The sequence below is a fragment of the Streptomyces sp. NPDC059371 genome (genome assembly GCF_042751995.1).
GTDB lineage: Bacteria > Actinomycetota > Actinomycetes > Streptomycetales > Streptomycetaceae > Streptomyces.
Genome location: NZ_JBHYXD010000050.1, coordinates 35,796 through 57,408, shown reverse-complemented (window position 1 = coordinate 57,408; position 21,613 = coordinate 35,796). Strand labels below are relative to the sequence as shown.

Genomic DNA, 21,613 nt, shown 5'->3' with positions numbered 1-21,613 from the left:
CGCGTATCGAGTCGTGATCAATCTGCGGGATCGGCCCTCGCGGTGGGTCTGGTCCGGTAGATCTTCTTGCGTGCCGCGAGTGCAACTGGCGGACGCGGAGTGGGAGTTCATCGTGCCGTACCTGCCGATCGGCGAGTACGGCCCATACCCCGAGCGGCTGCGGCAGCGGTTCGACGGGTGGCTCGCGGGCTCCGCCACCCGGAGCGCCCCGGATCGCCATTGAATGTCAACTGGCGTAAACCGTCGGTCTCAACCGCCTGCCACGGGCCTGGAGCCGATGGCTGCGCAGGCTGCCTCCTTTGTGGGGTAGCCGTCCGCCGGGTAGATCACCGGCCTGCCGAGTTCCCCATGGCCGTCGGTGGCGGAGGACTCGCCGCTGTCGGGCTGGGCGTCGGGGAAATAGCAGGCCGCGAACCGGGTCGGCTTGGGAGTCTGTGGCAGTGTGCCCTGTGTGGGCCGCTTCCACATCCGGTCCCAGGCCGCCGCGCAGGAACGCGCCGCGTCCTGCGGATCGAAATCCTTCATGGCTTTGAGCGGCAACTGGCTCAGGTCCGCCTCGGGCGACAGCGTGCGAGCGCACATGACATTGCGCCCGTCCTCGCCCCATGGCCCGAATGTGGCTACGGCAGCCGTGGTGGCGCCCCCCAGGAGGACGGCCGTGACCGCACCCACCATGAACAGGTGCCGGCGCCTCCCGGAACCGGCCGTGCCACGCGGCTGCCCGGTACGTGGCAGGACCTCCCGCAGGACGGCCTGGCCGTCTTCGGACGCCGCCCAGCCGTCGGTGCCGTCGCCGGTGGGGCGCAGGGCGCGGACGGAGTCGAGGTCGGACGCCTGGCTGCGCTTGGTGACGGTCTGCTTCATGCTGACTCCCCTTGGGTGAAGTGGGCCTGGGCAAGAGCGCCATGGACCGGCTGTGCACGGTCTGAACGGGGCAGCGCCGCCCTGAACCTTTTGCGTGCCCGGTGCAGGCGCACAGCGAAGGCAGTGGCCGTACAGCCCATGACCACGGCCGCCTGCTTGGCGTGCTGGAGCGGTCGATGACCGTTCCGCCCCATCGGCGTTCGGAAAGCCACCACAGGCTGTACAGGGGCACCATGGCCGGGATCCCGACGAGGAGGTTGACCAGCAGCGCGGGCCATGCTGTCCGCAGACTCTTCATCAGACGTGTTCACGCATCGGCGCGTAGTACTTCTCGAAGATCCGGTACAGGCCCACGCGCTTTCCCCCTCCGTCTTCGCGTCCTCCGTGGTCCCGCTGATAGCGGATCAGAACCTCTTCGTTGTCCGGAGAACGCGTACGACATGTCGGAGACGAAACTCGCGTCCGCCAGCTTGAGTTCCGACAGCCGGGAGCAGACGTTCCTGGGCCCGTAGACGCCGACCAGGTACTTGCCTCCGGTCGACTCGATGCCGTCGTTGATGCCCTGAAAATGCGGGATGATGTTGCTGGTGACCTCATCGTCGACGGCGTCGAAATCGACGGCGAAGTAGATACGGGTACCCGGCTTGAAGCCGTGTCGTTCAGCGTGCATCACAGCGGAAATGGCGTCGGCCGTTCCCTGTGGCGCGCCGAACGAGTCCTTGCCCCGCCCATAGGTCTGGTAGATGGGAAAGCAGCGCAGCCCGTTGTCCGCGATGGTCTTCAGCTCACCGGGCTGGATCTCCTTTTCCTTCGTGTCGCCGGTCGGAACAGCCACCGGGTTGTACAGGTAGCGGCCCACATACTTGACGCCCTCCGCCTTGAGCGCCGCCGCACGCGCCGGAGTGATCTTGGTGACGCAGTCGCAGGCCTCGCCCTTACGGGACTGGTCGTCGAAGGAGACCAACAGCGAGGCCCACGTGGAGAAGTCGCCCGCTCCGGTGACCGGCAATTTCACGTAGGCCTGGCGTTCAGCAGACCCTTGAACACCTTCTGCACGAGATCGCTGCCCCGGTAGACCTGGTCCACGCCCATGCGCTGCTTGAGCAGCGAGATCGAAGAAGCGACCCGGTCACTGAACTTGCCGTCGATGCCGCCGCCGTCATAGCCCTTGCAGTACAGGGCAGACTGAACGATGCGTATGAAGTCAGCCGACGGCGCCGTGGAAGCGTTGACAACCGGATGCTTCGTCTGCAGAGCGGACAATGTTCCGGGTCCGAAGCTGTTGGACAGGGAAGCGATCCCCAACTCCCACTGCGGGGCGCGAGTGAGGGCATACATCGTATTCCAGCCGGTCTGCCCGTCCTCCTTGACGGTCATGCCGACGCGGCTGCCATAAGTCGCGTTGACGAATTTCTGCGCCTGTAACACCATCTCGTCGGCCATCGGCACCCCTCCTCTTCGGGCAGGGGAAATCACACAAAGAGGCAAGCGGCTCCCCCATGGTCCGCGCCAATACCCCCCTCTTTTCGAACGGCTGGTCAGACGCGTTCGAGGAGAGTGGGATCACTGTAGGCAGGCGATAACCCTGAGACGCAAGAGAAAATGGGCAGATCGCCCCTCTCCTGTGGCGCGAAAGCGATACATCGACCGGTCGGCTGACATCATGATCCTGTTGTGGTCACGGAGAATCCCCCGTGAAGAGCAAGGGCCGCCCGGGCGTCGCCTTGCATCAAATCGGCCGAAAGTAGGCCCCTTTGGATCTCAGCCCCGCTCCCGGGAGTCTGATCGTGCCCCCAGCCGAGACTCTTATCGTGTCTTGCACGACGAGGTGGCCGACTGCCACGGCGGCGGTTGATTCACTACGCTCTGGTGCGAATCGGGGGGGGGCAGGGTGGGCATTGCGCTGGCCGAACCGGCAGCCGTGAAACGGCCGCGGTATGTGAAGCGTGCGGCACGGGCTGCCGGAGTCGGGCTCGCCTCCGTGGTCGTCAGCCGTGGGCCTCGCCCTGGTCCTGCTGATGCCGCTCGACTCCCTCGCACTTCACTCGGGTCGGAAACACTGTCGCAGTCTTCCAGGCCCGCACCCCTCCAGTGCGCGACACCGTTCTCCGAAAGCTTGTCGGCACCATGCGAGTGCGCACGCCGTCGTACTTCACCGGCGGCTGAACTGCTTCCCGTACGTGGCAGCCGCAGGTGTCGACGGTGCGGAGAGGAACACCGTCGAACGCCTGATCAACAAGTTCAAGGCCTGGCGAGGCGTCGCCACCCGATATGACAAAACCCCGGACAGCCACCTCGCCGGCCTCCACCTATGAGCCTCGGTGATCTGGATCAAAGACCTCACCCGGACCACCAATTGAGCACGACTCGATACGCGCCCTAGCCGCACCTGACAGCATCACGGAAAGTCACCGCAAGACTCTTCCGCGCACCCACCTCGCAGCCCGGCGCACACTGGACGGGCACAGGTCGAAGAATGCGCCGGCCGCACTGAGCACCATGCTCCGCTCATCGGAGCGGCACGGCGCACAATTCAACAGTTGTCAATAACCCTTCACGCAAAGGTTGTTGAGTAGTCATGCGCGACCAATTCTCTACCGACCGGTAAGGCCTAGGCTCGAATCATGCGCCGAGCGAAAATCGTCTGCACACTGGGCCCCGCCACCGACTCATACGACCAGATCAAAGCCCTGGTCGAAGCCGGAATGGACGTAGCCCGCTTCAACCTCAGCCACGGCACCCACGCCGACCACGAAGAGCGCTACCGGCACGTCCGGAAAGCCTCCGACGAAACCGGCCGCAGCGTCGGAATCCTCGGCGACCTTCAAGGCCCGAAGATCCGCCTCGGCCGCTTCACCGAAGGACCCGTACTCCTTGAACGCGGAGACACCTTCACCATCACCGTCGAACACGGCGCCCAAGGAGACCGCGACTCCTGCGGAACCACCTACGACGGACTCGCAACCGACGTCACTCCCGGTGAACGCATCCTCGTCGACGACGGAAAAGTCTGCCTCGAAGTCACCTCCGTCGACGGCCCCCGCGTCCACACCACCGTCATCGAAGGCGGCATGGTCTCCGACCACAAAGGCCTCAACCTCCCCGGCGTCGCCGTCTCCGTCCCCGCCCTCTCCGACAAGGACGAGGACGACCTCCGCTGGGCCCTGCGCACCGGCTTCGACGTCATCGCCCTCTCCTTCGTCCGCAGCGGCAAGGACATCCAGGACGTCCACCGCATCATGGACGAGGAGGGCCGCCGCCTCCCCGTCATCGCCAAAGTCGAAAAGCCCCAGGCCGTCGACAACATCGACGACATCGTCGCCGCATTCGACGGCATCATGGTCGCCCGCGGCGACCTCGGCGTCGAAATGCCGCTCGAACAAGTCCCCATCGTCCAGAAGCGCGCCATCAAACTCGCCAAACGCAACGCCAAGCCGGTCATCGTCGCCACCCAGATGCTCGACTCGATGATCGACAATTCCCGCCCCACCCGCGCCGAAGCCTCCGACGTCGCCAACGCCGTCATCGACGGCACCGACGCCGTGATGCTCTCCGGCGAGACCAGCGTCGGCAAATACCCCATCGAGACGGTCAGGACGATGAGCCGCATCGTCGAAGCCGCCGAGGAGGACATCCTCGCCAAGGGGCTGCCCCCGCTGACCGACCGCAACAAACCCCGCACCCAGGGCGGCGCCGTCGCCCGAGCCGCGGCGGAAATGGGCGACTTCCTCGGCGCCAAGTTCCTCGTCGCCTTCACCCAGTCCGGCGACACCGTCCGCCGCCTGTCCCGCTACCGCTCACCCATCCCCCTCCTCGCCTTCACCCCCACCCCCGCCACCCGCTCCCAGCTCAACCTCACCTGGGGCGTCGAAACCTTCCTCGGCCCCCACGTCGACTCCACCGACGCCATGGTCGACCAGGTCGACGAACTCCTCCTGAAGTACGGCCGCTGCGCCAAGGGCGACATCGTCGTGATCACCGCCGGCTCCCCGCCCGGAGTCTCCGGCACCACGAACCTGGTCCGTGTCCACCACGTGGGCGAGGACGACAGCCCCAAGTAGCCGCCACACGTCCGACGGGCCCCTCCTGAGCCGCCCGAGGGGCCCTTCCTGCTCAGTACTTGGGGCCGACGTGGGCGTCCATGAGGGCCACGGAGGCCTTCCTGGCGACCGAGATGTTGTACGGGTTCCCGTGCCGGGTGCAGTGCGTCCAGCCGATGCCGAGCCTGTCCAGGGTGTCGGTGAAGAGTTGCCTGATGTCGTCGGAGACATTGGTGAAGAAGTACCGGGGGTACTCGTAGCGCTTGCGCTCCCCGCCGACGACGCGGGTCGTCCAGTTGGTGATGCGGCAGCCGTCCGAGTGGATGAGCCCTCGGATGAACTCCCAGGGGTGGGCGTCGACGATGTCCTGCTGCCAGGATTCGAGCACGATCGGGCGTTCGTGCTTCTTGCCGGGGCCGTGTTGGGGGAACAGGCAGGGCAGATGCTTGGAGTAGACCTTGACATTGCGGCGGCCGGTCTTGCGCACGCGGCAGACGGAGTTGTCAGGGAAGACGGCGCGCATGGCCTGCTCGCAGAGGTCCATGAGGCCCGGCCACGACCCGCAACAGGTGATCATGAGGTTGGGTACGCGGTGCTCGGAGTAGTGACTGATGTGGCCGTCGCCGAGGTACAGCCCCAGTAAGTAACTGTAGGCGGGAGCGTCCAGCTCCCGACCGTGGCAGCGAGGGCACCTCGGGTCGTGTTTTCCGGGGCACTCACCCCGCTTGGCGCGATCAAGATGCTTCCAGTAGCCAATCGTGCCCAGCGGAACGCCGAGCCTTCGCGCCACGTCCGCGTTCTTGGCGCCGCCACGCAGCAGGGTGATCGCACGCTGTCGTACTTCTGTGCTATGGCCGTTCATGCGACCACCTTGAGTCACTGATCGCTACCGTGTGCAGCAAAAAGCGGAGGTCCACGCGAACGTGAACCTCCGCTTTGCGGTGATCTGTGCCGGGTATGGGATTCGAACCCACATGTCCTTGCGGACAGAGGTGTTTGAGACCTCCGCGTCAACCAGTTGCGCCAACCCGGCGTGAGTGGCTCTGCGGAAGCATACCGGGTCATCGCAGCCCGCCGCCGCTAGGTAGTCTTCTTAAGCAGCACTACCTGCCCGGCCCGCAATGAGGAGCCCCCGTGACCGCCCCCGAGTCGCCCCAGCCCGTAGACGCGCCCGACGACGACAAGTCGCACGTGCCTCCGCTGACGACCCGTGTCGTCATCGCCGAGGACGAGGCGCTGATCCGTCTCGACCTCAAGGAGATGCTGGAGGAGGAGGGCTACACCGTCGTGGGCGAGGCCGGCGACGGTGAGCAGGCCGTCGAGCTGGCCCGGGAGCACAAGCCCGACCTGGTGATCCTCGACGTGAAGATGCCGAAGCTGGACGGCATCTCGGCCGCGGAGAAGATCGCCGAGGAGTCGATCGCCCCGGTGCTGATGCTGACCGCGTTCTCGCAGCGCGACCTCGTCGAGCGGGCCCGTGACGCGGGCGCGATGGCGTACCTGGTGAAGCCGTTCAGCAAGAGCGACGTGGTGCCGGCGATCGAGATGGCGGTGTCCCGGTTCGCGGAGCTGAAGGCGCTGGAGGGTGAGATCGCGGATCTCACGCAGCGCCTGGAGACGCGCAAGCTGGTGGACCGCGCGAAGTCGGTCCTGCAGACGGAGTACGGCCTGACGGAGCCGGCGGCGTTCCGGTGGATCCAGAAGACGTCGATGGACCGCCGTATGTCGATGCAGCAGGTGGCCGAGGCGGTCATCGAGGACGCCGCGGAGAAGAAGGCGGCGAAGGGCTAGTACCACGCCCCAGCAGAGCTTGGTCCGTGTCGAAGCGCGGACGGAAGAGGCCCGCACCCCTGACGGAGGTGCGGGCCTTTTCGTGCGAGCGGGTCGCGGGGGTCAGTCCTCGCCGAGGTAGGCCTTGCGGACGGACTCGTCGTGGAGGAGGTCCTGGCCGGTGCCGGAGAGGACGATGTTGCCGACCTCCATGACGTGGGCCTGGTCGGCCAGCGAGAGCGCCGCCTGGGCGTTCTGCTCGACGAGCAGGATGGTGGTGCCGGACGCCTTGAGTTCGGCGATGGTGGCGAGGATCTTCTGCATCATGATCGGCGAGAGGCCCATGGAGGGTTCGTCGAGCATGAGCAGCTTGGGCTGGGACATGAGGGCGCGTCCCATGGCGAGCATCTGCTGTTCGCCGCCCGAGAGGGTGCCCGCGGCCTGCTTACGGCGTTCTCCCAGGATGGGGAAGAGGTCGTAGGCGCGCTGGATGTCCTTCTCGATGCCCGCCTTGTCGCTGCGGAGGAAGGCTCCGAGCTGGAGGTTCTCCGCGATGGTGAGGCGGGGGAAGATGTGCCGTCCCTCGGGGGAGTGAGCGAGCCCGAGGGAGACGATCTTGTGGGCGGGGATGTTGGCGAGGGGCTGGCCGTCGAAGAGGATGCGGCCTCCGCTGGGCTTGAGGAGCCCGGAGAGGGTGCGCAGGGTCGTCGTCTTGCCGGCGCCATTGGTGCCGATGAGGGTGACGATCTGGCCGGCTTCGACGGTGAAGGAGATGCCCTTGACGGCTTCGATCTTGCCGTAGGCGACCTTGAGGTCTTCGACCTCGAGCAGTGCGGTCACTGGGCGTTTCCTTCCTTGGTGGTGCTGCCCTGCGCGTCGGAGTCGTCGGACGCGGTGGGTGCGTCGGAGTCTTCGGACGGGGTGGCGTCCGCGGGCTCCTCGGAGGCCTCGGGGGCTTCGTCGGTGTCCGTGGTGTCCTCGGTCGCCGTGCGGTCCTCGGCTGCCGGGGTCTCCTCGGCCTCCTCGGCCGCGGGGGCTTCCGTGGTGTCGTCGGCCGGGGCGGCTGCCGGGGTGTCGGCGGCTTCCTCGGTCGTCGGCTGGGCGTCCGCGGCCGCTCCGGCGGCTTCGGCGGCCTCGACCTCGGCGAGTTCGTCGGCGCCGGGGGCGCCCTCGAAGGGGGTGCCGAGGTAGGCGGCGATGACGCGTTCGTCGCCCTGGACGACGTCGGAGGTGCCTTCGACGAGCTTCTCGCCCTGGACGAGGCAGGCCACGCGGTCGGACAGGTTGAAGATGAAGCGCATGTCGTGCTCGATGACGAGGACGGCGATGCCGCGGTCGCGGATGGCGAAGACGAGTTCTTCGGTCGCGCGGGTTTCCTGCGGGTTCATGCCGGCGGTGGGCTCGTCCAGGAGGAGCAGGCCCGGCTCGCTCGCCATGGCTCGCGCGATCTCCAGCTTGCGCTGTTCGCCGTAGGGGAGGTTGCGGGAGAGGTGGTCGGCCTTGTGGGCGAGGCCGATGAACTCCAGCAGTTCCATGGCGCGTTCGCGGGAGGCGGCTTCGGCCTTGCGGAAGCCGGGGCCGCGGAGGAGGGCCGACCAGAGGCCTTCCTTGGTGCGGGTGTGGCGTCCGACGAGCACGTTTTCCAGGACGGTCATGTTGGCGAAGAGCCGGATGTTCTGGAAGGTGCGGGCGATGCCGGCGCTGGTGACCAGGTGCGGCTTGGGGGGCAGGACCTTGCCCTTGTAGGCGACTTTGCCCTCGGTGGGGACGTAGAGGCCGGTGAGGCAGTTGAAGAAGGTGGTCTTGCCCGCGCCGTTGGGGCCGATGAGGCCGACGATCTCTCCGGCGTTGACCGTGAGGTCGACGCTGCGGACGGCGGTGAGGCCGCCGAAGCGCATGGTGACGCCGGTGGCTTCGAGGACGGGGCTGGGGGCTGTGGTGGTGGTCATGTTGGTTACGCCCCTGCCTTGGTGACGCCGACGGTGGAGTCGGGCAGGCCTTGTTCGGGGATGTGGACGGGCTCGTCGCTGTCGTCGCTCTCGTGGAATTCGAGCTGGTTGCGGCGGTTGGCGATGATGCCTTCGGGGCGGAAGCGCATGAGGAGGACGAGCGCGACGCCGAAGGCGAGGAGTTGGTACTCCTTGAGGAACTGGAGCTTCTCAGGGAGGAGGTAGAGCAGGGTGGCGCCGAGGATGGGTCCGCTGACGGTGCCCATGCCGCCGAGAACGACCGCCGCGAGGAGGAAGGCGGAGTTCGGGGGTACGGAGCCGGCGAACTGGTACGGGGCCGGGTTGACGCTGTAGCCGACGTGGGCGCTGACCGTTCCGGCGAGGCCGGCGAGGGAGGCGCCGAGGGCGAAGGCGACGAGCTTGACGCGGAAGCCGTTGATGCCCATGGCGGTGGCGGCGGTCTCGTCCTCGCGGATGGCGATCCAGGAGCGGCCGATCCGGGAGTCGGCGGCGCGGGAGAAGACGACGACGACGAGTCCGGTGATGAGCAGCATCAGCAGGAAGTAGTTGGCGAAGCGGCCGAGGGCGTGGCCGGCGACGTCGTGGCTGGTGCCGAAGTCGAACCCGAAGATGTTGAGGTCCGGGATCATGGAGATGCCGTTGGGGCCGTTGGTGAGGTTGGGTCCGGAGGCGCCGTCGAGGTTGTTGACGGCGATGCGGAAGATCTCTCCGAAGCCCAGGGTCACGATGGCGAGGTAGTCGCCGCGCAGTCGCAGGGTGGGGGCGCCGATGAGGACGCCGAAGACGAGCGATGCTGCCATGCCGGTGAGCATGGCGGCCCAGAAGGGGAACTGGACGCCGGAGAAGCGGGAGAACTCGGAGCCGGAGACGAGGGCCGCGGCGTAGGCGCCGACGCCGAGGAAGGCGACGTATCCGAGGTCGAGGAGTCCGGTGAGGCCGACGACGATGTTGAGGCCGAGGGCGACGGTGCCGACGACGAGAATGCTCACACCGACGTTGGAGTTGTGCTCGTTGTTCGCGAAGTAGGGGAAGATCGCCGCGGCGAGGAACGCCATGGTGGTGGCGAATCCCTTGTGGCGGGCGTTGAGCTGGGCGAAGCGGTCGAAGAGTCCGGCGGTCTGGAGGGCCCAGGTGCCGAAGACGACGAGGAGCAGGTAGCCCAGGAACGTTTCGCTCGCGTCGGGGTCGACGCCGATGCCGTACGTGAACGCGGTGAGCGCGACGGCGGTGGCGCCGGTGATGACGAGGCGCTCGACCCAGCCGGGCAGCTTGGCGGCCGGCGGGATGAGGCCGGGCTTGGTGACGTAGTCCTTGAAGGTGTCACCGGGCTTGGGGAGTGCCAGGGTGCCGAGGAGGGCGATCAGGGAGCCGACGGCGGCGACGTAGGCGCCGGGGTCGAGTGCGACGAGGCCCTTGAGGTCGACGGCGATGGCGATGGCGCTGAACCAGCTCACGGCGAACGCGGAGGCGGCGGCGAGGACGACGGGCTGGGTGGCGCCCGCCGGGTTGAGCCAGCCGAGGCCGCGGACGTTCCAGAGGGTCAGCGCGAACAGCAGGGTGAGGACGCCGGCGACGATGTCGAGGACCTGGAGTCCGGCCGGGGAGCCGTAGTAGGTGAGGTCCCCGGGGAAGTCGGACGTGTAGGTCCAGGACATGAAGGTGCTGGCGATGGTGGCGATGGCGCCGACCGTGACGAGGACGCGGGCCGCGCTCTCGGGGAGCGCGATCAGGCCGCGCTGGGGGGTGGTGGTCTCGGTGGTTGCCATGGTGCTCACGCCCTGTCCGCGACGCGTTCGCCGACGAGGCCCTGTGGCCTGAACAGCAGTACGAGGATGAGGAGTACGAAGGCCCAGACGGAGGACCAGCCGCCGCCGCCGAGCTGCTGCATGCCGGGGATGCCGTCGATGTAGCTGGTGGCCATGGTCTCGGCGAGGCCGAGGACGAGGCCGCCGATCATGGCGCCGTAGATGTTGCCGATGCCGCCGAGGACGGCCGCGGTGAAGGCCTTGAGGCCCATCTGGAAGCCCATGTCGTACTTGACGGTGCCGTAGCGCAGTCCGTAGGCGACGGCCGCGACGGCGGCGAAGAAGCCGCCGATGGCGAAGGCGATGACGATGATGCGGTTGGTGTCGATGCCCATGAGCTGTGCGGTGTCAGGGTCCTGCGCGGTGGCCTGCATGGCGCGGCCGGTGCGGGAGAGGCTGACGAAGAGGGCGAGGGCCGCCATGCACAGGGGGGCGGCGACGATGACGAAGACCGAACCGCTCTGGATGCTGACGGAGCCGATGTGCCAGGGACCGAAGGGAAGCTGGGGGAACGTCAGGTCGGTCTTGGCGTCGGGGTAGGTGTTGAAGACGATCTGCTGGAGGGCCAGGGACAGACCGATGGCGGTGATGAGCGGGGCGAGGCGTGGTGCTCCGCGCAGTGGTCGGTAGGCGAAGCGTTCGGCCCCGACGGCGATGAGGACGGAGACGATTCCGCCGCCTATCAGCATCGCTGGGAGGGCTATCCACATGGATGTGCCGTTTGGCAGAACGTACAGGTAGACCGAGAGTGCGCCGAAGCCGCCGGTCATGAAGATCTCGCCGTGGGCGAAGTTGATGAGCTGGACGATGCCGTACACCATCGTGTAGCCGATGGCGATCAGCCCGTACATCGAGCCGAGGAACAGCCCGTTGGCCAGCTGCTGCGGCAGGGTGTTCACCGCGTGGCCTCCATGTGGTGGGGAGAGTTGATCAGGGCGTATGGAGCGGGCCGCGCGGTGACGTGTGGTCGTGGCCGCGCGGCCCTGAGGTTGTGCGGAGGGCCTGTCCGGTGGATCGGACCGGGCGTGTGGTGCCGCTCGGGGCGCCGTCGCCTGGCGGTGAACCGATCCACCGGAGTGTCCCGGGTGTTGCTGATCAGCCGTTGAACGTACCGCTCTTGACGGCCTTCCACTTGCCGTCGACGACCTGGTAGACGGTGAGCTGCTTGTTCGTGGTGTCGCCGTACTCGTCGAACGAGACGGGGCCGGCGATGCCGTCGAACTTCGTCTTCTGGACCTCGGCGACGATCTTGGCGCGGGCGCCGTCCGGGATCTTGCCGTCCTTCACGACAGCGCCGATGGCCTTGATGATGGCCGTGGCGGCGTCGTAGGAGTAGCCGCCGTAGGTGCCGTAGTCGCCCTTGAGGCCGGACGCCTTGTACTTCTTGATGAAGTCGGCGGCGGAGGCGAGGGAGTCGACGGGCTGGCCGACGGAGGTGACGAGGTCACCCTCGGAGGGCTTGCCGGCGGTCTGGATGTAGGTGTCGGAGAACATGCCGTCGCCACCGAACAGCGGGATCTTGGCTCCGCCGTCCTTGAGCTGCTTGGTGAGCTTCTCGGACTCGTCGTACTGGCCACCGTAGTAGACGAGGTCGGCCTTGGAGTTCTTGATCTTGGTGACGAGGGCGGAGAAGTCCGTGTCGCCGGTGTTGACGTGGTCCTCGCCCGCGAGCTTGCCGCCGGCCTTGGTGAAGCCCGCCTTGAAGAGCTTGGCGAGGCCGGCACCGTAGGTCTGCTTGTCGTCGACGACGTACACCTTGCGCTTCTTCAGCGTGTTGTACGCGTAGTCGGCCGCGAAGCCGCCCTGGAGGGCGTCGGTGGTGGCGGTGCGGAAGTAGGTCTTGAACGGGCGGGTCTTGGCGGTCTGCCAGTTCTTGCCCTGGGTGAGCTCGGGCGCCGTGTTGGACGGCGAGATCTCGACGAGGTTGGCGGTGTCGAAGACCTGCTGCATCTGGGTGGCGACGCCGGAGTTCAGCGGGCCGACCACGCCGAGGACCTTGTCGTCCTGGACGAGCTGGGTGGCGTTGGCCTGGCCGGAGGCCGGGATGGCCTTGTCGTCGAGCGCCTTGACCTTGAAGGTCACGCCGGGAACGGTGTTGTTCTTGTTGGCGTCGTCCACGGCGATCTGGACGCCGCCCTGGATGCCGAGACCGGTGGCCGAGTTCTGGCCGGTCAGCGGCGCGTCCACGCCGATGATGATCTCGGTCTTCTTGTCGCTCTTGCTGTCGCCGCTGTCGTCGCGCGAGCCGCAGGCGGTCAGCGTGAGTGCTCCTGTCGTGAGCACGGCGGTGAGTATGACCATGGAACGCTGTCGCACGTTGAATCCTCTCCCTGGCGCGGCACCCCAGGGTGGGGGCCGTGTTTCTCGCCGGGCCGTACTGGATGAAGCAGGGCCGTGCAGTGACGCGCCCGGCGGCGCGGTGACTGGCCGTGACTATAAGCGCAGGTTGGGGGGGTGGGGAGGAGCGTGGGGAAGGCTGTGACGCTCTTGTTATCCGGGGGGTGCCTTGCGGGGCGTGGGGCGGACGATCGGAGCATTTCGGCGTGTCCCCCGGAGGCGGTTGTGTGTTCGCATGGTGAGAACGCGCTGTTCCGGGTTGATGGCGGATACCGGAAGCTGTACGCCCGGTGGCGGTTCGATGAGCCTTCGGGGGCGTGGTGCGGCGCGTCTCGCGACGGGGGGATTGCTTTATTGCGGCAGAGGTAACCGTGTGTTACCGCCGAGTGAGGCGGTCGGCGGTGCCCTGGCCGAGTGAAGTGGGTGTGGGGGAGGGCGCGTTGGGCAAGCGGGGGGCGCGCGAGGCGGTCTTCGCGCCGGTCTGCCGGGTGCCGCCGAAGTGAGGCTTTGCTGTTGCTGTGCGTTGTCGTCGCGTACGGGCAGGTCGGGGCGGGGGAGCCTGGACGCCGGGCGGTGGGCGGGCGCGGTTGTATACGAAGCCGCGCAAGGTGATGAGGCGGGCGTTTCCGGCCCTCACTGTCAGTGGCAGCGGAGGCGGGGTCGCCGGGCTCAACTCGGGCGGTCCGGAGCCCACTTGGTGGGCGGTGCCGGCCGTGCGGCGCCCGGTGCCGCCCACGAAGCGGAAGGAAGTGCGCGTGCCGCCGGGGCACTTGTGACCGGGGCGCCGCCCCTCGGCGGTCACGGGCGGCGCGGAGGGGGATGGCAGGGCCGCCGATTGCGATCGCGACGGCTCTCCGTGCTCGCGCGGGCCGCGCCGGGCCGCGGCTCAACGGGAGCCTGGAGTCCGGGGGTTGGACTTCGGCGGGCCGCCGGAACTCCGGGGGCTCCGCGTGACTCCGGTGGGCCGGTGAACCCCCGTGAAGGGGCCGCCGGGGCGCGGCCTTCGGGGGCTCGCGGGATCTGCTCGCCGCGGGGGAGCCGGGGTGATCCGCGCGCCGCGAAGCCCCCGAGGATCCGCGTGCCCCGGGAGCCCGGGCTTCCGCGTCCTGTCCGAGACGCCCGGGATCCGCGTACCCCGGAGCGCCCCGGGAGCCGGGGTGATCCGCGCGCCGCGAAGCCCCCGAGGATCCGCGTGCCCCGGGAGCCCGGGCTTCCGCGTCCTGTCCGAGACGCCCGGGGATCCGCGTACCCCTGAGCGCCCCGGGAGCCGGGGTCAGCTCTGGGGGGCGTCCTTGAGGATGCAGGTGAGGCGGGCGCTGCAGACGCGCTTGCCGTCCTCGCCGGTGATGACGATCTCGTACGTCGCCGAGGTGCGCCCGCGGTGGACGGGTGTGGCCACGCCGGTGACGAGACCGGAGCGGACGCCGCGGTGGTGCGTGCAGTTCAGGTCGACGCCGACGGCGATCTTGGTGATGCCGCCGTGGAGCATGGCGCCGACGGAGCCGATGGTCTCGGCGAGGACGGCGGAGGCTCCTCCGTGGAGCAGGCCGTAGGGCTGGGTGTTGCCCTCGACGGGCATGGTGCCCACGACGCGGTCCGCGGAGGCCTCGGTGATCTGGACGCCCATGCGGTTGCCGAGGTGGCCCGCGGAGAAGAGCGCGGGCAGGTCGACGCCGAGCGCGGCGTATTCGTCGATGACCCCTTGCGGGAACTTCGGGGTGTGCTGTTCGCCCATGGGGCCCGGCTCCGTTCGTCGTGGACCACGTCGTCGTGGATGTCCCTTTGCTGAGCGAACGCTCAGTCGGCTGTCGATTGTTCCAGACGGACGACCACGGATTTGCTGGCAGGGGTGTTGCTCGTGTCGGCGGTTGAGTCCAGGGGGACCAGGACGTTCGTCTCGGGGTAGTAGGCGGCGGCGCAGCCGCGGGCGGTGGGGTAGTGCACGACGCGGAAGCCGGGCGCGCGCCGTTCCACGCCGTCCTTCCACTCGCCGACGAGGTCGACGTACGAGCCGTCCGCGATCTTCAGTTCGCGGGCGTCGTCGGGGTTGACGAGGACGACCCGGCGGCCGTTCTTGATGCCCCGGTATCGGTCGTCGAGTCCGTATATGGTGGTGTTGTACTGGTCGTGGGAGCGCAGGGTCTGCAGCAGCAGGCGCCCTTCGGGGAGTTCGGGGTGTTCGACGGGCGCGGCGGTGAAGTTGGCCTTGCCGGTGGCCGTCGGGAAGCGGCGTTCGTCGCGGGGGGCGTGGGGGAGGGCGAAGCCGGCGGGGTCGGCCACGCGCGCGTTGAAGTCCTGGAAGCCGGGGATCACGCGGGCGATGCGGTCGCGGATGGTCGCGTAGTCTTTCTCGAACTCTTCCCAGGGGGTGCCGCTGGCCTCGCCGAGGACGCTGCGGGCGAGGCGGGCGACGATGGCGGGCTCGGACAGCAGATGGGGGCTCGCGGGCTCCAGGCGGCCGCGTGAGGCGTGCACCATGCCCATGGAGTCCTCGACGGTCACGAACTGCTCGCCGCCGCCCTGGAGGTCGCGCTCGGTGCGTCCGAGGGTGGGCAGGATGAGGGCGCGCGCTCCGGTGACGACGTGCGAGCGGTTCAGCTTGGTGGAGACGTGGACGGTGAGCCGGGCGCGTCGCATGGCCGCCTCGGTGACGTCAGTGTCGGGGGAGGCGGACACGAAGTTGCCGCCCATGGCGAAGAAGACCTTCGCGTCGCCGTCGCGCAGCGCGCGGATGGCCCGTACGACGTCGTAGCCGTGTTCGCGGGGCGGCTTGAAGCCGAACTCCTTCTCCAGGGCGTCGAGGAAGGCGGGGGCGGGGCGTTCGAAGATGCCCATCGTGCGGTCGCCCTGGACGTTGGAGTGTCCGCGGACGGGGCAGACGCCGGCGCCGGGGCGGCCGATGTTGCCGCGCAGCAGCAGGAAGTTGACGACTTCGCGGATGGTGGGGACGGAGTGCTTGTGCTGGGTGAGGCCCATCGCCCAGCACACGATGGTGCGCTGTGAGGCGAGGACCATCTTCAGGGCCTCGTCGATGCTGTCGCGGGTGAGGCCGGTCGCGGTGAGCGTCTCGTCCCAGTCGGCCGCGCGGGCGGCCTCGGCGAAGTCCTCGAAGCCGTGGGTGTGTTCGGCGACGAACGTCTCGTCGACGGCGCCCTCGGTGTCGAGGATCAGTTTGTTCAGCAGGCGGAAGAGGGCCTGGTCGCCGCCGATGCGGATCTGGAGGAAGAGGTCGGTGAGCGCGGCGCCCTTGATCATGCCCTGGGGTGTCTGCGGGTTCTTGAAGCGCTCCATGCCCGCTTCGGGCAGCGGGTTGACGGTGATGATCTTCGCGCCGTTGGCCTTGGCCTTCTCCAGGGCGGAGAGCATGCGCGGGTGGTTCGTGCCGGGGTTCTGCCCGGCGACGATGATCAGGTCCGCGCGGTAGAGGTCGTCGAGCAGGACGCTGCCCTTGCCGATGCCGATGGTCTCGTTCAGCGCGGAGCCGGACGACTCGTGGCACATGTTCGAGCAGTCCGGCAGGTTGTTCGTGCCGAGTTCGCGGGCGAAGAGCTGGTAGAGGAAGGCGGCCTCGTTGCTGGTGCGGCCCGATGTGTAGAAGAGGGCTTCGTCCGGGGAGCCGAGCGCGGCGAGTTCCTCGGCGACGATGCCGAAGGCGCGTTCCCAGGCGATGGGCTCGTAGTGGTCGGCGCCCTCGGCCAGGTACATGGGGTGGGTGAGGCGGCCCTGCTGGCCGAGCCAGTAGCCGCTGCGGCCGGCGAGGTCGGAGACGGGGTGCGCGGCGAAGAAGTCGGGGGTCACCCGGCGCAGGGTGGCTTCCTCGGCGACGGCCTTGGCGCCGTTCTCGCAGAACTCCGCGGCGTGCCGGTGCTCGGGCTCGGGCCAGGCGCAGCCGGGGCAGTCGAAGCCGTCCTTCTGGTTGACGCGCAGGAGGGTGAGCGCGGTGCGGCGGACGCCCATCTGCTGCTGCGCGATGCGCAGGGTGTGTCCGATGGCGGGGAGCCCGGCCGCGGCGTGCTTCGGTCCGGATACCTGCGGCGCGTCCTGGACCGGATCGCTTTTCGGCGGCTTGCTGGCCATCGCTGAACCCCTTCGCGTGCGCACGTCGGTGTGCGTGACTTCGTACCGCTTGGATCCTCGCACGCGTGGCCGACGGCGATGGCCGTGGGCCCGGGGGAATCCGGGAGGGGGAGGAGTGTGCCGGGCCGGGACGGCTCTCGATGTCAGTGGGTCGTGGCAGGATCGGGGGTGTGGCAGAGACAGCATCGAAGAAGACCGAGAACATCGCAGGTACGGGCCGCCCGCGCCTGATGCTCATGGATGGGCACTCGCTGGCCTACCGCGCGTTCTTCGCGCTGCCCGCGGAGAACTTCACCACCGCGACGGGTCAGCCGACGAACGCCATCTATGGTTTCGCGTCGATGCTGGCGAACACGCTGCGCGACGAGTCGCCCACGCATTTCGCGGTGGCGTTCGACGTGTCCCGCAAGACGTGGCGTTCCGAGGAGTTCACCGAGTACAAGGCGAACAGGTCGAAGACCCCGGACGAGTTCAAGGGGCAGGTCGAGCTGATCGGCGAGGTGCTGGACGCGATGCACGCGCAGCGCTTCGCGGTGGACGGCTTCGAGGCCGACGACATCATCGCGACGCTCGCCACGCAGGCCGAGGCCGAGGGCTTCGACGTGCTGATCGTCACGGGTGACCGTGACTCCTTCCAGCTCGTCTCGGAGCACACGACGGTCCTGTATCCGACGAAGGGTGTCTCCGAGCTGACCCGGTTCACCCCGGAGAAGGTCTTCGAGAAGTACGGGCTGACGCCGGCGCAGTATCCGGACTTCGCGGCGCTGCGCGGTGACCCGTCGGACAACCTGCCGGGCATTCCCGGTGTGGGCGAGAAGACGGCCGCGAAGTGGATCAACCAGTTCGGTTCGTTCGCGGAGCTGGTCGAGCGGGTCGACGAGGTCAAGGGCAAGGCCGGGCAGAATCTGCGTGACCACCTGGAGGCGGTGAAGCTCAACCGCCGTCTCACGGAGATGGTCAAGGACGTCGAGCTGCCCCGGACGGTGGCGGACCTGGAGCGGGCCGCGTACGACCGTACGGCGCTCGCGATGGTCCTGGACACCCTGGAGATCCGTAACCCCTCGCTGCGGGAAAGGCTTCTCGCCGTGGACCCGGGGGCCGCGGAGGCCGAGGAGGCGCGGCCCGTCGTCGAGGGCGTCGAGATCGACGGCACGGTGCTGGGCGCGGGCGAACTGAAGCCGTGGCTCGCCGAACACGGCAGCGGGGTGCTGGGTGTGTCCACGGTCGACTCGTGGGCGCTGGGTTCGGGGTCGGTCGCCGAGGTGGCGCTCGCGGCGGGTGCGGGACCGGCGGTCTGGTTCGACCCGTCCCGGCTGGACGAGTCCGACGAGAACGCGTTCGCCGCGTGGCTCGCCGACCCGCACAGGCCCAAGGTCATGCACAACGCCAAGGGTGTGATGCGGGTCTTCGCCGAGCACGGCTGGACCATCGAGGGGGTGACCATGGACACGGCGCTCGCCGCCTATCTGGTCAAGCCGGGCCGCCGTTCCTTCGCGCTGGACGCGCTGTCCCTGGAGTATCTGGGCCGGGAGCTGGGGCCCGCCGCCGCTGCCGACGGACAGCTCGCCTTCGGTACGGACGAGCAGGCCGAGGCCGACGCGCTGATGGCGCAGGCCCGCACGATCCTCGATCTCGGGGAGGCGTTCGGGGAGAAGCTCAAGGAGGTCGGCGCGGCGGATCTGCTGCGGGACATGGAGCTGCCCACGTCCAGCCTGCTGGCGCGGCTGGAGCGGTACGGCATCGCGGCGGACCGGGCGCACCTGGAGACCATGGAGCAGACGTTCGCCGGCGCGGTGCAGCAGGCGGTGAAGGAGGCGCACGCGGCGGCCGGGCACGAGTTCAACCTCGGTTCGCCCAAGCAGCTCCAGGAAGTCCTCTTCGGCGAACTGGCCCTGCCCAAGACGAAGAAGACGAAGACGGGTTACACGACGGACGCGGACGCGTTGGCCTGGCTGGCGGCGCAGACCGAGAACGAACTGCCCGTGATCATGCTGCGTCACCGTGAGCAGGCCAAGCTGCGCGTTACCGTCGAGGGGCTGATCAAGTCGATCGCCGCGGACGGCCGTATCCACACCACGTACAACCAGACGGTGGCGGCGACCGGCCGGCTGTCGTCGACCGATCCGAACCTGCAGAACATCCCGGTGCGCACGGACGAGGGCCGGGCGATCCGCCGCGGCTTCGTCGTCGGTGAGGGCTTCGAGTGCCTGATGACCGCGGACTACAGCCAGATCGAACTGCGGGTGATGGCCCATCTGTCCGAGGACGAGGGGCTGCTGGAGGCGTTCACCTCCGGTGAGGACCTGCACACCACCGTCGCCTCCCAGGTGTTCTCGGTGGAGCGGTCCGCGGTCGACGCCGAGATGCGCCGCAAGATCAAGGCGATGTCGTACGGCCTCGCGTACGGGCTGTCGGCGTTCGGTCTGTCCCAGCAGCTCAACATCGAGGCGGGCGAGGCCCGTGGGCTGATGGACACGTACTTCGAGCGCTTCGGCGGTGTACGGGACTATCTGCGCCGTGCGGTCGACGAGGCCCGGGCCACGGGCTACACGGCGACGCTGTTCGGGCGCCGCCGCTATCTGCCGGATCTCAACAGCGACAACCGTCAGCGCCGTGAGGCGGCCGAGCGCATGGCCCTGAACGCGCCCATCCAGGGCACGGCCGCCGACATTGTGAAGATCGCGATGCTCAACGTGGACCGGGCGCTGCGCGAGGCGAAGCTGGACTCCCGCATGCTGCTCCAGGTCCATGACGAAATCGTCCTGGAGATCGCTCCCGGTGAGCGGGAGAGGACCGAGGAGCTGCTGCGCCACGAGATGGCGTCGGCGGTGCGGCTCGATGTCCCGCTGGACGTCTCCGTCGGCGTGGGCCGGGACTGGGAGTCGGCCGCGCACTAGGGCTTGTCGTCTGGGGCAGGTGGCGCCGAGGTGAGGTGCCCTGTCCCGCGTCCGGCCGCATGATCCAAACGGCAGGCCCTGGGTACGGGGCGCCTGCTTCCGAGAGCCGCTGGTCCGGCACTACGAGGTGCGGGACCCGCGGCCCTCGGGCGTCTCCGGCCGCGGTGCGGGCGGCTCGGGTGCTTGTGCGGGCGCGTCACTCGCGTGGCTCTCACAGGGAGCCCCGGGCCGGAGGGCGACGTAAGGATGCGGGCATGGGTATACGCACGCTGCACCGCCGTACGGCCGTGGCCACGACCGTGGTGGTCGCGACCGCGACGGTGGCCGCGGCCGTCGTCCCGGTGCTGCTCGCGCCGGTACCCGCGGTCGCGGCCGGAGCGGGCACCGCCCAGCTCCTGGGGTCCGGCGGTTCCTCTCGTGACGAGGATTTCGGGGCCCGGCTGTCCCGCGATCTTCAGGCGGCGCTGTCCGCGCGCCCGGGCACGGTCCTGGTGTCGGTGCCCGACGACGAGGCAGGCGGCCAGGCCCGCGACCGGCCGAGGCGGTGGCCGGCGGTGGTGGTGTCCGGCGCCCGCGCGTTCTGCAGGGCCGGCGCGCGGCGCCTGCGGGAGTTCACGCGGCTCCGCGACGGCCGCCCTCGCGGCGCGTTCCCCGGCCCGTCGCGCCGTCCGGGGGCGCACATCTCGACCGGCCGGCTGCCCCGGGCCGCGAACGGCGGCCGTGTCCACGGCGTCGGTTCCTTCACCGGCCCGGCCCGCAGTTACCGGGTCGTCGTCCTGTCGTACGACCATCCGACGGTGCCGTACCGCGCCCGTGTCGTCGAGCGGGTCGCCCGGGCCGTGCACCGGGGCATCGGCCGGGGGCGCGGGCTGCTCCGGGGTCTCACCGCGGGCGGGGCGGTCAGCGGGCGGCGGGACGGCTCGGTTCCGTACGCGCCGCCTCAGGGGCGGGACGAGCCGGAGCGGGACGCCAGATCCTGACCGCGAGGACGTACAGGAAAAGGCCGATCACCAGTCCGGCGCCCCCGCCGAAGCACAGCGCCGGAATGAGCTCCCACGGCTTCGCGACGGACTTCCAGTACGCCCACCAGCGCACCGCCCGCTGCACCGCGGCGGCCAGTACGAGGCCGCCGATCACCGTCGCGGCCAGCCGGCGGTCGGCGGTGGACAGGACGGGCACGGCGACGGCGGGACCGTTCGGGGCGCGGCGCAGCGCGAGCAGCACCCACGTCACGATCACGACGGCCGCGACCGCCGAACTGCCGTACTGGACGTACCAGTAGAGCGGCGAGCCCGCGAGGGTGTGTCCGAGGACGGGGAAGAGCTCCACGCCCCACCGGTCGTGATGGGTGAACGCGTCCCATACGACATGCGTCAGCGCGCCGAGCACCGCGGAGGCGTACCAGCGGAGAACGGTCGGCGCACACACCGGCTCACGCGCGGCTCCACAGCGCAGAAGCTGTGCCGTGCGCCCCTGTCGTGCCGCGGGCATCAACGCCACCAGCGGTTCGCGCAGCACCAGCCAGGCTCCCACCAGTGCCCATGCGATGACCACATCGACCGTGAACACGCCGGTGAACGTGTGGGTGAACGTACCGAACTCCATCGCCCCGGGTACCGCGCTCGCCGCGTAGTAGGTCATGTCGGGAGCGAAGGAACCTGCCACGAGAACGGCGGGAATCAATCGCCCGCGGCCGTTTCCGTTCCTGCGGATCGCGGGCAGCACGGCGGCCGCGTGACTGAGAGTGAAGGGCAAATCGTCCCCCTGCGTCTCCTGTTGACCGGCTATGGTCGGCCGGTTGATCACCGGAGGCCAGTATGCGGGACGACGGCTCATGGCCAACTGGTGAATAT

15 protein-coding genes, 1 tRNA gene and 2 pseudogenes are annotated in these 21,613 nt (G+C 68.7%); 6 read left to right on the top strand and 12 right to left on the bottom strand.

Annotation, left to right across the window (positions count from 1 at the left end):
- The first annotated feature begins 70 nt into the window (after positions 1-70).
- A complete protein-coding gene (locus ACFXGX_RS25680; protein WP_384795342.1) occupies positions 71-223 on the top strand; it encodes a hypothetical protein in 153 nt (50 codons plus the stop codon).
- Between the two features lie 26 nt (positions 224-249).
- On the opposite strand, the gene ACFXGX_RS25675 is transcribed toward ACFXGX_RS25680, so the two are convergent.
- Positions 250-864: a hypothetical protein gene (locus ACFXGX_RS25675; protein ID WP_384795326.1), complete on the bottom strand. Its 615-nt coding sequence runs from the start codon at positions 862-864 to the stop codon at positions 250-252.
- Positions 865-1,285: 421 nt separating this feature from the next.
- Positions 1,286-2,307, bottom strand: a pseudogene (locus ACFXGX_RS25670) (glycoside hydrolase domain-containing protein); the annotation flags it as partial.
- A 764-nt stretch (positions 2,308-3,071) separates the two neighbouring features.
- Between ACFXGX_RS25670 and ACFXGX_RS25665 the strand changes: the two are divergent.
- Both ACFXGX_RS25665 and pyk read left to right on the top strand, forming a co-directional pair.
- A pseudogene (locus ACFXGX_RS25665) lies at positions 3,072-3,179 on the top strand (IS5/IS1182 family transposase); the annotation flags it as partial.
- 309 nt (positions 3,180-3,488) lie between these two features.
- Positions 3,489-4,925 (top strand): pyruvate kinase, encoded by a 1,437-nt coding sequence (gene pyk / locus ACFXGX_RS25660; protein WP_384795324.1) that lies wholly within the window; start codon positions 3,489-3,491, stop codon positions 4,923-4,925.
- Between the two features lie 52 nt (positions 4,926-4,977).
- On the opposite strand, the gene ACFXGX_RS25655 is transcribed toward pyk, so the two are convergent.
- Entirely contained in the window at positions 4,978-5,766 is a 789-nt protein-coding gene (locus ACFXGX_RS25655; protein WP_384795322.1) for a transposase, read from the bottom strand.
- 87 nt (positions 5,767-5,853) lie between these two features.
- Positions 5,854-5,937: transfer RNA gene (locus tag ACFXGX_RS25650), tRNA-Leu, on the bottom strand.
- A 101-nt stretch (positions 5,938-6,038) separates the two neighbouring features.
- Here ACFXGX_RS25650 and ACFXGX_RS25645 point away from each other — a divergent pair.
- Complete coding sequence (locus tag ACFXGX_RS25645; RefSeq protein ID WP_037624717.1) at positions 6,039-6,695, top strand: ANTAR domain-containing response regulator; 657 nt, start codon at positions 6,039-6,041, stop codon at positions 6,693-6,695.
- 102 nt (positions 6,696-6,797) lie between these two features.
- Here the strand turns inward: ACFXGX_RS25645 and ACFXGX_RS25640 are convergent, their stop codons facing one another.
- The 7 genes from ACFXGX_RS25640 to ACFXGX_RS25610 form a co-directional block, all read right to left on the bottom strand.
- Complete coding sequence (locus ACFXGX_RS25640; protein ID WP_355768140.1) at positions 6,798-7,514, bottom strand: ABC transporter ATP-binding protein; 717 nt, start codon at positions 7,512-7,514, stop codon at positions 6,798-6,800.
- Positions 7,511-8,623: an ABC transporter ATP-binding protein gene (locus tag ACFXGX_RS25635; protein WP_384795319.1), complete on the bottom strand. Its 1,113-nt coding sequence runs from the start codon at positions 8,621-8,623 to the stop codon at positions 7,511-7,513. The genes ACFXGX_RS25640 and ACFXGX_RS25635 overlap by 4 nt, the downstream gene beginning before the upstream one ends.
- Before the next feature lie 5 nt (positions 8,624-8,628).
- Positions 8,629-10,410, bottom strand: coding sequence for a branched-chain amino acid ABC transporter permease (locus ACFXGX_RS25630; protein ID WP_384795340.1), 1,782 nt, complete (start codon positions 10,408-10,410; stop codon positions 8,629-8,631).
- Between the two features lie 5 nt (positions 10,411-10,415).
- The gene (locus ACFXGX_RS25625) at positions 10,416-11,348 is read right to left on the bottom strand and encodes a branched-chain amino acid ABC transporter permease (protein WP_384795317.1); all 933 of its coding nucleotides are present in this window, start codon (positions 11,346-11,348) and stop codon (positions 10,416-10,418) included.
- Positions 11,349-11,544: 196 nt separating this feature from the next.
- Positions 11,545-12,750 (bottom strand): branched-chain amino acid ABC transporter substrate-binding protein, encoded by a 1,206-nt coding sequence (locus ACFXGX_RS25620; protein ID WP_384795338.1) that lies wholly within the window; start codon positions 12,748-12,750, stop codon positions 11,545-11,547.
- A gap of 1,309 nt (positions 12,751-14,059) precedes the next feature.
- Positions 14,060-14,521, bottom strand: a complete 462-nt coding sequence (locus ACFXGX_RS25615) for a hotdog fold thioesterase (RefSeq protein ID WP_329299091.1) — start codon at positions 14,519-14,521, stop codon at positions 14,060-14,062.
- A gap of 62 nt (positions 14,522-14,583) precedes the next feature.
- Positions 14,584-16,863 (bottom strand): FdhF/YdeP family oxidoreductase, encoded by a 2,280-nt coding sequence (locus ACFXGX_RS25610; RefSeq protein WP_384795315.1) that lies wholly within the window; start codon positions 16,861-16,863, stop codon positions 14,584-14,586.
- A 170-nt stretch (positions 16,864-17,033) separates the two neighbouring features.
- Here ACFXGX_RS25610 and polA point away from each other — a divergent pair, with 170 nt between their 5' ends.
- Together polA and ACFXGX_RS25600 are read left to right on the top strand one after the other, a co-directional pair.
- Positions 17,034-19,760, top strand: coding sequence for a DNA polymerase I (gene polA, locus ACFXGX_RS25605; protein ID WP_384795313.1), 2,727 nt, complete (start codon positions 17,034-17,036; stop codon positions 19,758-19,760).
- Positions 19,761-20,014: 254 nt separating this feature from the next.
- Positions 20,015-20,740, top strand: coding sequence for a hypothetical protein (locus tag ACFXGX_RS25600; RefSeq protein WP_384795311.1), 726 nt, complete (start codon positions 20,015-20,017; stop codon positions 20,738-20,740).
- On the opposite strand, the gene ACFXGX_RS25595 is transcribed toward ACFXGX_RS25600, so the two are convergent.
- Positions 20,661-21,515 carry a DUF4184 family protein gene (locus ACFXGX_RS25595; RefSeq protein WP_384795309.1) on the bottom strand — a complete coding sequence of 285 codons (855 nt, stop codon included), beginning with the start codon at positions 21,513-21,515 and terminating at the stop codon, positions 20,661-20,663. The genes ACFXGX_RS25600 and ACFXGX_RS25595 overlap by 80 nt on opposite strands.
- Positions 21,516-21,613 lie beyond the last annotated feature (98 nt).

Coding starts and splice junctions, on each gene's coding strand:
- ACFXGX_RS25675 (WP_384795326.1), bottom strand. CDS start 864: ATGAAGCAGACCGTCACCAAGCGCAGCCAGGCGTCCGACCTCGACTCC.
- pyk (WP_384795324.1), top strand. CDS start 3,489: ATGCGCCGAGCGAAAATCGTCTGCACACTGGGCCCCGCCACCGACTCA.
- ACFXGX_RS25655 (WP_384795322.1), bottom strand. CDS start 5,766: ATGAACGGCCATAGCACAGAAGTACGACAGCGTGCGATCACCCTGCTG.
- ACFXGX_RS25635 (WP_384795319.1), bottom strand. CDS start 8,623: ATGACCACCACCACAGCCCCCAGCCCCGTCCTCGAAGCCACCGGCGTC.
- ACFXGX_RS25630 (WP_384795340.1), bottom strand. CDS start 10,410: ATGGCAACCACCGAGACCACCACCCCCCAGCGCGGCCTGATCGCGCTC.
- ACFXGX_RS25620 (WP_384795338.1), bottom strand. CDS start 12,750: ATGGTCATACTCACCGCCGTGCTCACGACAGGAGCACTCACGCTGACC.
- ACFXGX_RS25615 (WP_329299091.1), bottom strand. CDS start 14,521: ATGGGCGAACAGCACACCCCGAAGTTCCCGCAAGGGGTCATCGACGAA.
- ACFXGX_RS25610 (WP_384795315.1), bottom strand. CDS start 16,863: ATGGCCAGCAAGCCGCCGAAAAGCGATCCGGTCCAGGACGCGCCGCAG.
- ACFXGX_RS25600 (WP_384795311.1), top strand. CDS start 20,015: ATGGGTATACGCACGCTGCACCGCCGTACGGCCGTGGCCACGACCGTG.